General features: G+C 71.7%; 12 protein-coding genes. 9 read left to right on the forward strand and 3 right to left on the reverse strand.

Annotation, left to right across the window (positions count from 1 at the left end):
* Window positions 1-148 precede the first annotated feature (148 nt).
* Genes ABC766_RS11990 through ABC766_RS12010 form a run of 5 tightly spaced genes read left to right on the forward strand, consistent with a single transcriptional unit; the run spans window position 149 to window position 6,036 of the window.
* On the forward strand, window positions 149-1,303 hold the full coding sequence (locus tag ABC766_RS11990) for a polysaccharide biosynthesis/export family protein (RefSeq protein WP_043760400.1): 1,155 nt from the start codon (window positions 149-151) through the stop codon (window positions 1,301-1,303).
* Window positions 1,300-2,832 carry a GumC family protein gene (locus tag ABC766_RS11995; RefSeq protein ID WP_342144515.1) on the forward strand — a complete coding sequence of 511 codons (1,533 nt, stop codon included), beginning with the start codon at window positions 1,300-1,302 and terminating at the stop codon, window positions 2,830-2,832. Before ABC766_RS11990 ends, ABC766_RS11995 begins: the two co-directional genes overlap by 4 nt.
* Window positions 2,829-3,470 (forward strand): CpsD/CapB family tyrosine-protein kinase, encoded by a 642-nt coding sequence (locus ABC766_RS12000; RefSeq protein ID WP_053610503.1) that lies wholly within the window; start codon window positions 2,829-2,831, stop codon window positions 3,468-3,470. Before ABC766_RS11995 ends, ABC766_RS12000 begins: the two co-directional genes overlap by 4 nt.
* Window positions 3,467-5,107, forward strand: coding sequence for an O-antigen ligase family protein (locus ABC766_RS12005; RefSeq protein ID WP_342144512.1), 1,641 nt, complete (start codon window positions 3,467-3,469; stop codon window positions 5,105-5,107). Before ABC766_RS12000 ends, ABC766_RS12005 begins: the two co-directional genes overlap by 4 nt.
* A complete protein-coding gene (locus ABC766_RS12010) occupies window positions 5,104-6,036 on the forward strand; it encodes a glycosyltransferase family 2 protein (protein ID WP_342144510.1) in 933 nt (310 codons plus the stop codon). Before ABC766_RS12005 ends, ABC766_RS12010 begins: the two co-directional genes overlap by 4 nt.
* Window positions 6,037-6,048: 12 nt before the next feature.
* On the opposite strand, the gene ABC766_RS12015 is transcribed toward ABC766_RS12010, so the two are convergent.
* Window positions 6,049-6,786, reverse strand: coding sequence for a class I SAM-dependent methyltransferase (locus ABC766_RS12015; RefSeq protein WP_043354823.1), 738 nt, complete (start codon window positions 6,784-6,786; stop codon window positions 6,049-6,051).
* Between the two features lie 72 nt (window positions 6,787-6,858).
* Here ABC766_RS12015 and ABC766_RS12020 point away from each other — a divergent pair, with 72 nt between their 5' ends.
* Window positions 6,859-8,001 carry a DUF1972 domain-containing protein gene (locus ABC766_RS12020; RefSeq protein ID WP_043354830.1) on the forward strand — a complete coding sequence of 381 codons (1,143 nt, stop codon included), beginning with the start codon at window positions 6,859-6,861 and terminating at the stop codon, window positions 7,999-8,001.
* Window positions 8,002-8,029: 28 nt separating this feature from the next.
* Here ABC766_RS12020 and ABC766_RS12025 read toward each other — a convergent pair whose 3' ends face one another.
* Window positions 8,030-8,632, reverse strand: a complete 603-nt coding sequence (locus ABC766_RS12025) for a serine acetyltransferase (protein WP_287089726.1) — start codon at window positions 8,630-8,632, stop codon at window positions 8,030-8,032.
* Window positions 8,629-9,150, reverse strand: a complete 522-nt coding sequence (locus tag ABC766_RS12030; RefSeq protein WP_236961721.1) for a serine O-acetyltransferase — start codon at window positions 9,148-9,150, stop codon at window positions 8,629-8,631. The genes ABC766_RS12025 and ABC766_RS12030 overlap by 4 nt, the downstream gene beginning before the upstream one ends.
* A 211-nt stretch (window positions 9,151-9,361) precedes the next feature.
* Here ABC766_RS12030 and ABC766_RS12035 point away from each other — a divergent pair, with 211 nt between their 5' ends.
* The 3 genes from ABC766_RS12035 to ABC766_RS12045 are packed head-to-tail and all read left to right on the forward strand — an operon-like array spanning window position 9,362 to window position 13,157.
* Entirely contained in the window at window positions 9,362-10,840 is a 1,479-nt protein-coding gene (locus ABC766_RS12035; RefSeq protein WP_345822325.1) for a lipopolysaccharide biosynthesis protein, read from the forward strand.
* Window positions 10,837-11,778 carry a glycosyltransferase family A protein gene (locus tag ABC766_RS12040; protein ID WP_345822326.1) on the forward strand — a complete coding sequence of 314 codons (942 nt, stop codon included), beginning with the start codon at window positions 10,837-10,839 and terminating at the stop codon, window positions 11,776-11,778. The genes ABC766_RS12035 and ABC766_RS12040 overlap by 4 nt, the downstream gene beginning before the upstream one ends.
* Entirely contained in the window at window positions 11,775-13,157 is a 1,383-nt protein-coding gene (locus ABC766_RS12045; RefSeq protein WP_345822327.1) for a right-handed parallel beta-helix repeat-containing protein, read from the forward strand. The genes ABC766_RS12040 and ABC766_RS12045 overlap by 4 nt, the downstream gene beginning before the upstream one ends.
* Window position 13,158 lies beyond the last annotated feature (1 nt).

Here is a 13,158-nt window from a genome sequence, read left to right on the forward strand (position 1 = left end):
CACAGCTTGCAAATTACAACCTCTGATAGAATTGCGAAGAGCCGGGTTCAAGCCTCGTTAACCAAGCTTTGCGATTGTATCGCGGTGCGCGGCTCGATCATGGGTTGTCTTCGAGCGAGCGCAGTCGAGCAGGATGCGGCTGAGGTCGATGGCGTTTTCCCTGTCTGGATTCCGCGGCGCGCCGTCCCGGCACGCCGGTCGCCCGGCCGGCGTCCTGGGGGTCGCCGTTGCGCTGCTCGGCTGCGCCCCGCTGCTCGCGGGCTGCATGTCGAGCCGTCCGCAGAGCGCGACGCGCGCGGGAACCGACGTCACCCAAACCGGCACCATCTCGGAGGGCCTGCCGCCCGCGTTGGTCGCCGCCGCGCAGGAGGAGGTCGGACGCACCATGCGCCTCGGGCTGGCGAACTACCGGCTCAATGTCGGCGACAATGTCGAAGTCTCGTTCCTGATCGATTCCAGCGTCGTCCAGCCGACCTACCGGCTGAATCCGAACGATGAGTTCGATGTCGATTTCCGCACCCATCCGGAGTACAACCGGACCGTGATCGTCCGGCCGGACGGCCGGATCTCGCTGCCCGGCAAGAACGGCATCAAGGTCGCGGGGCTGTCGCCGGAAGCCGCGGCCGCGCTGATCAAAAGCACCTACGACGACGTGCTGATCGACCCCGTCGTCACGGTGATGCTGCGCCGGTTCCGCACCGTGACGGACGATTTCCGCGACCTCACCCAGCGTGCCGATATGGGCCGCGTGAAGGTCCTGGCGATCGAGCCGGACGGCAAGATCAACCTGCCGATGGTGCCAGCCGTCCAGGCGGCGGGCCGGACCGTGCACGAGGTCGCCGGCAGCCTGAACGCCGCCTACAAGCACCAGCTCGCCTCGGTCACGACCAGCGTGCGGCTCGCGAGCCTCGTCCCGGCCAACACCATGGTGTTCGGCGAGGTGCGCGCCCCGGGCCCGGTCAGCCTTCAGGGGCCGCGGACCCTGGCTCAGGTCCTGGGCTCGGCCGGCGGCGTCTTGCCGACGGCCGCCGGCGAGGCCGTGCGCATCATCCGCTTCGACGCGGAGGCGGCCGGCAGCGTCCGCATCGTCGATATCAGCCAGCCGGGGCTCGCGGACTCGATCGTCGTGCCGCCCAACGCCACCGTCTACGTGCCGCCGTCGCTGCTCGCGAAGACCGCCCGCGCGGTGGATCTCGTGGTGCGCCAGATCCTGCTCTTCAACGGGACCGGCTTCGGCGTGAACTACATCACCGGGCCGTCCGCCAGCACCTCCAACACCGCCACCGTGAGGTCCGGCACGTGAGCCAGACCGACCTGACCGCCGCCGACGCGGTCGAAGGCCCCGCCTTCGACCTCCGCGACGCCCTCGCGGCCCTGTTCCGGCACATCCGGCCGGCCCTGCTGATCCTGGTCGCGGCCATCGTCGGCGCCGGGATCTACCTCCTGCTGACCCCGGCCGAATACACGGCGGACGCCAAGCTGATCATCCGTCTCGGACGCGAGAAGGCGGGCGCCCCGCTCCAGGGCGGCGCGAACCAGAACTACATGTTCTCCGAGCGCGCGCAGAACGTGAACAACGAGATCGAGATCCTGCGCGACCCCAGCATCGTGCGCGACGAGTTCGCGGCGCTGAAGCAGATGACGCCCACCGGCGATCCCGGCCCGCCCCCCGCGGACTGGATCGACTGGTTCATCTACCAGGGGCGCCAGGTCCTGCGCAGTGCCAAGGCGGTCAAGACCTGGATCGTCGAGACGGTGCGGGTGCCCTTCGAGGCGGTGGGCCTGCTGCGACACCTCACGCCGGACGAGAAGCTCTACGAGGCCTATCTCGCGGCCTTCAAGGTGGCGTTCGTCAAGGAGACGGACGTGATCGTGACCGGCTTCACCTGGACGGATCCGCACTTCGCCGCGCAGGCGCTCAACCGGCTGCTCGACGCCTACAAGCGCCGGCACGTGGAGGTCTACGCCGACGAGACGCCGGCCTCGTTCTACCAGAGCAAGCTGGAGCGCGCCCGGGCCGACCTCGCCGCCATCGACGCGCAGCTCGCGACCTATCTCAAGGGCAACAACACCGCGAGCTTCGAGATCGAGCAGCAGAACGACCTCGGCACGCTGGCCGATCTCGCCAAGCAGAAATCGGCGGCGCAGATCGAGCGCGAGGTGGTCGAGACCCGGCTCAAGCGCACCCGCGAGGCCGGACCCGACCGCTGGCAGCCGACGCCCCCCGACGCCGACCCGACGGTCACCGCTTTCGACCAGCGCTGGGCGGACCTGAAGACGAAGCGTGCCGAACTCGCGGTCCGGTTCCGGCCGACCGCGCCCGAATACGTGAGCCTCGACCGCGATCTCGCCGCCCTGGCGCGGCAGAAGTATCAGTCGCTCCTCGCCGCCGACACGGCGAAGCTCGCCGTGCTGGCCGAGAAGATCCAGAGCATCACGGCGATTGAGCAGACGCGCCGCAAGGCTGCCATCGGCCAGAGCGACGCGGCGCTGGCCTATGGCCGGCTGACCCAGCAGAAGGGCCTGCTCACCGACGAGATCACCGAGACGCAGAAGCGGATCGACGCGCTGAAGACCGGCACCGGCCTCGACGCGCAGGCCGTCACGTCCTCGGCCCTGGTGGCGCGCGCCGTGCCGCCGCGGCTGCCCTCCGGCCCGAACCGGCCGCTGATCCTCGGCCTCGCGGCCGGTCTCGGTCTGCTCGCCGCGCTGGCCTACGTCGCCCTCGCGGAGATCCTGGCCCAGACCTACCGCAGCGCGTCGGAGGTCGCCCGCTCGCTGCGGGTACCCGTGCTGGCCGCGGTGCCGCTGCAGACAGGAACCGCCGGATGATCGCCGCCGCAGCCGCCCCCCGCATCGATCCGGCGATCCTCGAACCGGCGCTCGTCCAGCTCACCCGGAACGAGGCGCGCGTGCGCCGGGTCGGCATCACCGCGGTCCAGACCGGCGAGGGCGTGAGCACGCTCGCCCGCGAACTCGCCGGCGCCTACGCCCGGCGCGGCCGCAGCGCCGTGCTGATCGAAGCCAACTGGTCCCGCCCGTCCCTCGCCGAGGCCTACGGACTGATCGGACGGCCGGGCTTCGCCGACATCGTCGCCGGGGCGGTAGCGCCGAGCCGCGGCGTCCACGCGGTCGCCGACGGCCTCAGCGTCGTGCCTGCGGGAACCCCGGCGGCGATCCGGAAGGCGACCTTGGACGACGGGCGCGTCGAGGATTTCCTGGCGCTGGTCGACGAGCGCTTCGATCTCGCCCTCGTGGATTGCGAGCCGATCACCGAGATCGGCGACGCCGCGGCGCTCTCACCCTTCGTGGACGGCTTCATCGTGGTGATCGGCGCCGAGCGCACCCGCCGAGCCGTGGCGCAGCAGGCCCTGGCCGACCTGAGGGCCGCCGGGGGTGCCCCGCTGGGCGTGGTCCTCAATCGCACCCGCAGACCGATCCCGAAATGGCTCTACCGGTGGCTCGGGTGAGCGCGGCGCACACTCGCACGCTGCGGGCCCTGCCCATCGCAGGAATCGGGTTCGCGGCGGCGGCTGGCGCGGTCGCACTGAGCGCGGCGCCCCTGAAGTTCGCCGTCGTCGGGTTGGCGGCGGCATTCGGCGGCGTCGGCGCCCTGATCGTCGGGCGGCTCTATCGCCTGACGCCGGTCCTCCTCGTGGCCCTCGCGGTCGGGCTGACGGTCAAGCTCGACGTGAGCTTCTTCCAGCATTTCGAGGCGGTCGGGCAGTACCTGCCGAGCATCGGCGGCGGGGCCGGCCTGACGGTGAGCGTCGCCCTTCTCGTGGCCGTGGCGCTGATCACCGCCAAGCTCACGGGCCTCTGGGAGAATGCGCCCGGCCTGCGGCTCGACCGCCCCCTCGTCCTGACGCAGGTCGGCTTCCTGATCGCGGGTCTGCTGTCGCTCACCAACGCCACCGACCCGGCCTATCTCTGGTTCGACACGTGGCGCTTCGTCGGCCTGCTCCTGGTCTCGGTCGCGGTCTCGAACCTGTCGGAATCCGACATCCGGACCCTGGCGCTGGCGATCTGCGCCCTCTGCCTCGTCCAGACCGCGGTGGCGGGGCTGCAATACGTCTCGGGCTCGGAACTCGGCCTCTCGGTGCTGGGCGAGGAACAGATCGTCGAGGAAAACATCAACTTCTCGGCGCAACGCCGCGCCGGTGGCCTGAAGGTCCACCCGAACATCCTGGGCTATTATTACGAGTTCGTCTGGCCTCTCGCCCTGGCGCTGGCCCTCTCCCGCGGCCCGCTGATCCTCCGCCTCGTCGGGGCAGCGGGCGCCGCGTCGGCACTGGTCGGGGTGGTCCTGACCCTGTCGCGCGCATCCTGGCTCACCTTCCCGGTCTCCGCCGCGCTCCTGATCCTGCTGGTCTATCGGGACCGTCTGTTCTCCCGGGCGAGTCTGATCGTCTTCGGTCTTCTGGCAATCGTCGGCAGCGTCGCGGCCCTCTATGCCGGTCCGCTGATCTGGGAGCGGCTCACCGCCGACGACGGCGGCTCGGCCGCCCAGCGCGGCCCGCTGAACGCGGCGGCCCTCGCCCTCTTCGAGCAGTTTCCGGTCTTCGGCGTCGGCCTGAACAACTTCGGCAATCAGTTCGCGGTCCTCGACAAGACCGGCCTGTCCCGGCTCGCCGGACTCTTCGACCGGTCGAACCACGTGGTGCACAACCTGCACATCCTGATCCTCACCGAGGTCGGGATCGTCGGCTACGCGGCCTTCGCGCTGGTCTTCGGGATCGGGATCTTACGGGGGTTCCGCGCGGCCCGCCGCGCGCCGGTGGGCGATCCCCTCGCGGCGATCGCGGCGGCCTGCGCGGTGGGGCTGATCGCGCACCTGCTGCACGGCCTGGTCGATCCGGGCTTCCGCCTGAATCTCGGCATCGCTGAGCTGCTCTACACCGGCCTCGGACTGATCGCCGGGGTGCGTGCCGTCCAGCGGCAAAGGGCCGTTCAGGCGCGCCGGCCGGTCGGGCCGCCAGAATCGACAGGCGCGACACGCGCCCTCCCCGTCCAACGGAGAGGAACCGCGGCCCCCCTCGCCAGCGCCCCGGGAGCGCCCGCGTTCAGGACCGGCCATACCCCCTTCACACGTGGAGACCGATCATGAGCGCCGTCAGCCTCAGCGTCCTGATCGTCACCTACAACGCCGGTCGGGACATCGCGACCTGCCTGGAACTGCTGGCCTCAAGCCGGATCGACCGCCCCTACGAGGTGATCCTCGTCGACAACGCCTCGACCGACGGCACGCCGGAGCGCGTCGCGAAGGCTTTCCCCTGGGTGCGGGTGATCGCCGAGCGCACCAACCACGGCTTCGCGGGCGGCAACGCCGTCGCCCTGGAGCACGCGCGCGGCGCGGCGATCCTGCTCCTCAACCCCGACGCGTTCCTGCGCGACCCGGAGGCCCTGACCGGTCTTCTGGCCCATCTCGACGCGCATCCGGACGTCGGCGCCGTCGGCCCGCGGCTGACCTTTCCGGACGGGACGCATCAGGTCGGCGATGCCGGCTACGAGCCGCGCCCGCTCTCGATCCTGGTGCACGCCGCCGGCCTGTCGGGCCGCCTCGGCCGGCGTGGCCTCTATCTCGCCAGCCGGCAGGCCCGCGGCACCGCAGCCCTCGACGTGGACTGGATCTGCGGCGCCTGCCTGCTCCTGCGCCGGTCGGCGATCGCCGCCATCGGCGGTCTGCACAGCCCGATGTTCCTCTACGGCGAGGACGTGGATTGGGGATGCCGCCTGCGCGATGCCGGCTGGCGCGTCGCCTACCTTCCGGGGATTGCCGTTCTCCATCTCCAAGGGGGCTCGGGAGGCACCCGCTCGCCCCGCTGGCTCGACGGGCTGGCGACCATCTACAGCCTGCGCAACGCCGGCCGGCGCCTCTCGTCGCCGGCCTTCTTCTCGGCCCCGCTGCGGCTCGGCTTCACCCTGCGCGCCCTGGCCTACGGATTCGCGGCCCGGCTGCGCGGGCAGCCGGACCTCGCCCGAAAGGCCGAGGACATGCGCAGATTTGCCAGCCATCTGCGCAGTCTTCGCCTCTGACCGGACCGTCTCTCACGGTCGCTTACGAATGAACACCATGTGGTAGCCCTTGAACGGACCCGGCGTGAGCCGGAACAGCAGCTCCCAGAACTTGCCCAGGACGATGTTCTCGCCATGATAGAACGGCTGCCCGTCGAAACTGTAGGTGAAGTGCTCGAACCGATCAGTTGGGAAAAGCCGCTTCCGCGCCGCCTCCGTGTTCATCGTGTAGAGCGGCACGAACGAGTCGATCTCGACCCGCCGGGGCTCGACGAGGCGCAGCACCCGGGCGTGCAGCCGCTTCGGGATGAGCCGTGCCCCGATCCCGACATAGCCCCAGCGGTTGGGCGTCCAGGCGCAGAGCCAGCCGCCCGGGGCGAGAACCCGGCCGAGTTCCGCCGCGGTGGGCTCGGGATGCTCGATGTGTTCGAGGACCGAGAAGGCCGAGATCAGGTCGAAGCTCCCGTCCGGGAATGGCAGCATCCCGTCGTGACCGATCAGCCGGACCTCGTCGGCCGACTTGTTGCCGAGAACCGCCTCGTCGACGTCGCAGGCGACCACGTGGGCGCAGCGCCCGCGGAAGTCGCCGAGGTGTCGGCGCAATGGGACCGGATCATCGCTCCACTTGCCGCGTCCCGCGCCGAACTCCATCACCCGCATGTCCGGGCGGAGCAGCGCGTTGACCCGCACGATGTACTCCATCCGGTGGTCGTGCCGGGAGTAGCCTCCGGCTCCCATCTCCCGGAACAGACGCTGTTCGACCGTGACCATGCCTCAGACTCCTCTGAACGTGTCGCGCCCACGGCGCATGTGAAGGCGGGGGAGCCGGGCGGGCGCCCGGCGGTGGCGATCCTCGGCACACGCGGGGTGCCGGCGGCGCATGGGGGGTTCGAGACCCTGGCGGAGCGGCTCGCGCTGGAACTCGTGGCCCGGGGCTGGCGGGTCGAGGTCTACTGCCAGGTGCGCGAGCCGGCCCCGCCGACGGTGTGGCGTGGGATCCTGCTGATCCCGGTCGCGGTCCGGGGCGACGGTGCCGTCTCGACGATCGTGTTCGACCTGAAATGCACCCTGCGGGCGGCCTTCCGGCCCGCCCTGCCCCTCGTGCTCGGCTACAACACCGCGGCGTTCTCGCTGCTCTACCGGCTGACGGCCAAGCGCAGCGTCATGAACATGGACGGCATCGAGTGGAAGCGCGACCGCTGGTCGAAGCCCGCCAAGGCCTGGTTCTGGCTGAACGAGCGCCTCGGCAGCCTGTTCTCGACGCACCTCGTGGCGGACCACCCGGAGATCGCCAAGCACCTCGCCCGCGGGACCTCGGCCGCCCGGATCACCACCATCGCGTATGGCGCCGACCCGGTTCTGGAAGCCTCGACCGAGCCGCTGGCGAAGTTCGGCCTGCGCCCCCGCGATTACGGACTGCTGATCGCCCGGGTGGTGCCGGAGAACCTCGTGCTCCAGGTCGTCCGGGCCTGGAGCGAGGTGCGCCCGGGCCTGCCGCTGCTCGTGCTGGGCAAGCTCGCGGAGTCCGACCCGTATCACCGCGCCGTCCGGGCGGCGGGCGGACCGGACGTGATCTTCGCCGGCGCGATCTACGAGGCCGAGCGCGTGGCCGCGCTCCGCTTTCACGCCCGCTTCCACATCCACGGCCACACGGTGGGCGGGACGAACCCCTCGCTGGTCGAGGCCCTGGGGGCGGGCTCGCCGATCCTCGCCCACGACAACCCGTTCAACCGGTGGGTGGCGGGGCCGCAGGCGCTCTATTTCGGCGACGAGACCGAGTTGCGGCGGGGCATCCTGAGCCTGGTGCGGGCCGGGCCGGGCCGCCTCGACGTCATGGGCGCCGCCTCCCGTCGCCGGCACGCCGAGGCCTTCACGTGGCGCGTCATCTTCGACGCCTACGAGCGCGTCCTGCGCCGCCAGATCGCGCCCGCACGAGCCGGCCGCGGCGCGCTGCGGGCGGTCCGCGGGGAGCACGGGCGCGCGTGACAGGCGCCACATCCCTGTGCGGCCGGGTCTAGCGCCCATGAATCGTCCCCTGGGGGCGCCGCGGACCGCGAACCTGCCGCTGGGCGATCATCGTCACGGTGCCCGCCGGCACATCGCGAAGACTGCAGACCGCGATGCCGACCGTCGCGCCCGCGCCGATGGCGACCGATCCCTGGATGGCGGCGTGCGCGCCGACGATCGCGCCGTCCCCGAGATCAGGACCGTCGGCGGGAAACGGCTGGTCCGGAAGGACCCAGTCCCGCGGTCCGACCAATGTCCCGGGCAGCAGCGTCAGGTCGGCCCCGGCCGTCGCGCAGAAGGCGACTCGCGCCGGATGCGGCACGAACAGGCCCGGCCCCACGCGCGAGCCCGGATGCAGGCTGGCCCCCGTGAGACGCAGCGACAGGTCCGCCACGAGGGCGGCCGAGCGGCGCCAGCCCCTTCCGTGCAGCAGATGCGCGGTTCGATGCAGGATCGCCACCTGCATGGCCGGAAGCAGGAGGTGCATCAGGCGCCGGAGCCGGGCGGTCGGCTTCCCCCCCGTGGTCTGATGCAGGATGCGGGCGAAGTCGGCCGCCAGGAGGCGCCGCATCCCCGACAGGGTGCCATGGTCCGACATCGCGCTCCTCATGGCGCGACGTTCCGGCCGGGGAGCGGGCGCCAGGGTTGCGGCATGATCTCCTCGTCGGCCTCGACGGACTTCAGGGTGATGGTCCGCGGCCCGATCCGGGCGCGGTCCCCGACATGCACGGCGCCGAGGACGATGGCGCCCGCCTCCAGCATCACGTCGTCGCCCAGCACCGGAAGGCCCGGGCCGCCGCCGATATCCTGGTCCGGCTCCTTCAGCAGGCCGCCGATGGAGGCCTGGATGCCGAAGGCGGCATCGCGGCCCACGGCGCCGGCGATCACGGTCCCATAGGGCTGCGGCAGGAACAGGCCGCCGGCGATCCGGCTGGAGGGCGGGATGTCGGCGCCGGTCCACCAGCCGTTCACCAGCCACAGCAGCCACGCCGCCATCCGCCAGCCGCGCTCATGGGCATAGCGGGACAGGCGGTAGAGCCAGATCGCGTGGTAGCCCCGGCGAAAGGCCGCCGGCCCGCAACCGCGGCGGCGCCAATGATCCCGATCGGCGGCCAGGGCGGCCCGCACCTCCCCCCATCGGAGGCGCCGTCCCGGCTCCGCTTCTGATCGGCGCGAGAGACACAGGTCCGACCCAGCGGCTGTCTCGGACATACGCAGTCCTCCGGTTTTGCCAACGCGATAACTCTGCAACCATAAATTGAGACACCGGTTGCAAGCCATACGCAGCCTGCCACGATGCAATCGTAGGTCGCAGTTTTCAGTCAGACGTCACCGAGAGATGATCCGCTTGGTAAACCGATTGTCGGGGCGCGGACGGGCCGGCGGGCTCCGTTATGGTGCGAATCTGCTCGGGCAGGCTGCCGGCCGCGGCGTCTACCTTGCGGCAGGCCTCGCAGCCTTCGTGATGGTCGGGCACATGGCCGGGCCGGCGGCCCTCGGTCGCTACGGCCTCGCCCTGGCGATCCTGGCGGTGGCGCTGATCGCGGCGGATTTCGGCACGACCCTGACCTTCGGGGCGCGCCTCGGTGCGATCGAACCCGAGATGCGGGCGGCCGAGTTCGGCCGAATGCTGTCGGCGCGTCTCGTCCTCGGTCTCGGGACCGGCGCGGCGCTGCTCTGCATCCTGCCGATGCTGCCGGACGCGATCCAGCCCGCGCTGGCGCTGGCCGCCCTGCTGATGCCCCTCGCGGCCGCCCGCTTCCTCGACGCCCTGTTCCAGGTCTGCGGGCGGCCCGGCTGGTCCGTCTGGCCGGCGCTCGCCAACGCCGTCATCCTGATCGGCGGGACCGCGCTCGCGCTCCGGTTGCAGCTTCCGGAGGCGGCCCTGAGCCTTGCGGCGGTCGGCGCAGGCATCGCCTACGGCGCCGTGGGACTGGCGCTCGCGCTGCGCCTCGTGCCCGCCCGCCTCGCTCCCCTGCCGCAGGCCCTGGCGACCATCCGGGCCGCGGCGGGCGTGGGCGTCGCGAATGCCCTCGGTTCGCTCAACGGCCGGATCAGCCTCATGATGCTGGCCGCCTTCGCGGGCGCGGCCGAGCTCGGCCAGTTCACAGCCGGCTTCCGGTTCTTCGAGCTCGGGGCTGCGGTGGCGATCACCCTGTGTGCGCCGCTCGTGCCGGTCTTCGGACGGGCCGTCGGCCCCCTGGTTGACGGACGGCCGCGGACCGGGACGGCAGCGCTGCGGACCCGGGTTCGCACCGCGCTGGTCCCGATCCTGGCCGCCTCCTGCGCGGGAGCGGTGGCGGCCTGCGCCCTCGCGGAGCCGATCGTGCGCCTCGCCTTCGGGCCGGACTTCCCCGGCGCCGTCCCGGTGCTGCGCATCGCCACCGGGATGAGCGTCCTGCTGATCGCGGCCACGATCCTGTTCGCGGGCCTCGTGCCGCTGGGGCGGACCGGCTTCGCGGTACGCGGGAGCGCGGCGGCCTGCGCCACCAACCTCATCGCCTGCACGCTGCTGATCCCCTGGAACTCCCTGCTCGGCGCGGCGCTCGCGGCGCTGCTCGCGGAGGCCGCGATGCTCCTCGTGCTGGCCCATGCCTTCTGGCGGCAGGCCGGACCGCCCCTGGCGCTGGCGGACATCCCGATCCTGGCTGCGCCGGGCCTCCTCACCGCCCTCGCCTGGGCGGCCGGCCCCGCCGCGCTGGCGCCCGGGACGGTCCCCGCCGTCGCGGCCGTCTCGGCCGCCCTGGTCGGGTGGCTGTGCCTGCGCCGCCCCCCGACCGATCCCCTCCCCCTCCCGCTTCCGGAAGCCTCGTCATGAGCGATGATCCCGTGCTCTCGGTCATCATCCCGACCTACAACCGCGCCGACACGCTGCGCCTGTGCCTCTGGGCCTTCGATCGGCAGGAGACGGACGCGCTCTTCGAGATCGTGGTCTGCGACGACGGCTCGACGGACGGCACCGGAGCGGTCATCGACCGCGCCGTAGCGACGGCCCGGATCCCGGTGGTCCATCTGCGCCAGGAGAATGCCGGCGCCAACGCCGCCCGCAACCACGCCATTGCGGCGGCCCGGGGCGAGCGCCTCCTGATCGTCAACGACGACACCATCCCGGTGCCGGGCCTCGTCGAGGCGCACCGGCGCGCCCATGCGCGGCGGGGGGGACGGAGGACCGCGATCCTCGGGCGCATGACCATCGACCCGGCCCTGCCGTTCTCGCCGTTCTCGGCGCTTCACCACGACGCCTCCTACGATGCGCTCGCGGGCCGCGACGAGGTCGGCTGGGACGCGTTCCTGACCTGCAACGTCAGCGTCGACCGGGGCTTCCTGGAAGAGGCCGGGGGCTTCGACCCGAAGCTGTTCTGGCACGAGGATATCGAGCTCGGCGAGCGGCTGGCCCGGCGCGGCATGCGCCTGTTCTACGCCCCCGAGGCGCTCGGCTATCACCATCACCTCCTGGACGAGGCGGCCTATCTGCGCATCGCAGAGCGCGAGGGCGCAGCCCTGGTGCTGTGGTACCGCAAGCGCCCGGACCTCGTCGCGGATCTCGGCCGGCTCGGCCTGGTCGGGCCGCCGCCGCTCGGCGCGGCGGCACGCCACCGGGTTGCCGACCTCGCGATGCCGCAGGCCCTGCTGCCCGGCTGGCAGATGGCGGCCCGCGCGCTGACGCGGATCAGCCCGGAGGCCGGCCGCAGCGTGTGGCGCCGGCTGTTTCAGCGGCGCAAGCGGCTCGCCATCGCCCGGGCGCTCGCGGCATGAGACAGCCCCGCACGATCCTCGGCAGCGCCCTCGCGGCGCTGGTCCTGCCGGTCCTGGCCGCCTGCGGCCCGGCCGGCGCGCAGGTGCAGCAGAACATCCTGGTCGATCCTGCCGGCGGCACGAAGCCCGGCTACACCACGGTGGCGCGCCTCGCCGACGTGTCCTTCGCCACCCTCGGCCCCGGCTCGACCGTGCTGGTCCGCGGCGGCAGCTATGGCGACGTCGTCTTCATCGGATCCCGCGGGACCGAGGCCGCGCCGGTCACGGTGGCGGCCGAAACCGGCACGCAACCGCGCCTGTCCAACTCGGTGGTGTTCGAGAACGCCGCCTACGTGACGGTCACCGGCCTGACCGTGCAGGGCGCGGTGAATTCCGGCTTCATCATCCGCCGGGGGTCGAGCCACGTGACGGTCGCGGGCTCGACCGTGTCCCGGTCCGGCCTCGGCATCTGGATCGGCGACGGCGCGGGCGCCGGGCACCGGATCACCGGCAACACCCTCTCCGACAACCAGACCCACGGCGTCGCCGTCGACGTCATCAACGCGCCCCCCGAGGACCCGAGCTACATCCTCGACAACACCGTGACCGGCAACGGCATCCACGGAATGGAGATCAACGGCTCCGGCTACGTGGTGGAGGGCAACCGGGTCTCGGGCAACGGCGTCGGGATGTCGGGCACCTCCGGCATCCACGTCTACGCCAAGGACGCCGCCCAGGACGCGGGCGACCGCAACACCATCCGGTACAACATCGTCACCGGCCAGAAGGAGACCACCGGCCAGGACGGCAACGGCATCCAGATCGACCAGTGGTGTGACGGCAACATCGTCGCGTTCAACGTCGCGGCCGACAATGACGGCGCCGGGATCAACCTGTTCGACGCCGGCTCCAACACGGTGGTGAACAATACGACCACCGGCAACATGCGCGATTCCGGCGGCAAGCACGTCTATCGCGGCGAGATCGTGCTCGCCTCCGACTACACCAAGCAGGTCGACCGCACGTCGAACAACCGGGTGATCAACAATATCGCCTACGCGACCCGGCCGAACGTGGCCGCGATCGTGGTCGAGGCGACCACCACCGACAACAACAACGCGATCGGCCCGAACTTCCTCGGCAGCGCCGTTGGCGCCCCGCTCTACCGCTGGGGCAATCAGGCCACCGGCGACGGGACGAGCCTGCCGCTCAACGGCCAGGGGCCCGACCTCACCGGCACGCCCGCCTTCCGCGATCCTGCAAGCCCGATGACCGGCGGCCTCGCCCTGACCGCCGCCCCCGCCCGCGCCGGCGTCCCGCTCGGCGCCACCCGCGACATCGCCGGCCGGGCCTACGCCCCCGGAGAGGCCCCGACCTTCGGCGCCTACAGGAGCCCTTGAT

It is taken from the genome of Methylobacterium fujisawaense (assembly GCF_039619325.1).
GTDB lineage: Bacteria > Pseudomonadota > Alphaproteobacteria > Rhizobiales > Beijerinckiaceae > Methylobacterium > Methylobacterium fujisawaense.

What these genes read in the sequence shown, in the direction of transcription:
- ABC766_RS12025 (WP_287089726.1), bottom strand. Translation starts at nt 8,632, where the DNA reads ATGAGGAGCGCGATGTCGGACCATGGCACCCTGTCGGGGATGCGGCGC.
- ABC766_RS12045 (WP_345822327.1), top strand. Translation starts at nt 11,775, where the DNA reads ATGAGACAGCCCCGCACGATCCTCGGCAGCGCCCTCGCGGCGCTGGTC.
- ABC766_RS12010 (WP_342144510.1), top strand. Translation starts at nt 5,104, where the DNA reads ATGAGCGCCGTCAGCCTCAGCGTCCTGATCGTCACCTACAACGCCGGT.
- ABC766_RS12035 (WP_345822325.1), top strand. Translation starts at nt 9,362, where the DNA reads ATGATCCGCTTGGTAAACCGATTGTCGGGGCGCGGACGGGCCGGCGGG.
- ABC766_RS11990 (WP_043760400.1), top strand. Translation starts at nt 149, where the DNA reads ATGGCGTTTTCCCTGTCTGGATTCCGCGGCGCGCCGTCCCGGCACGCC.
- ABC766_RS12015 (WP_043354823.1), bottom strand. Translation starts at nt 6,786, where the DNA reads ATGGTCACGGTCGAACAGCGTCTGTTCCGGGAGATGGGAGCCGGAGGC.
- ABC766_RS12000 (WP_053610503.1), top strand. Translation starts at nt 2,829, where the DNA reads ATGATCGCCGCCGCAGCCGCCCCCCGCATCGATCCGGCGATCCTCGAA.
- ABC766_RS12040 (WP_345822326.1), top strand. Translation starts at nt 10,837, where the DNA reads ATGAGCGATGATCCCGTGCTCTCGGTCATCATCCCGACCTACAACCGC.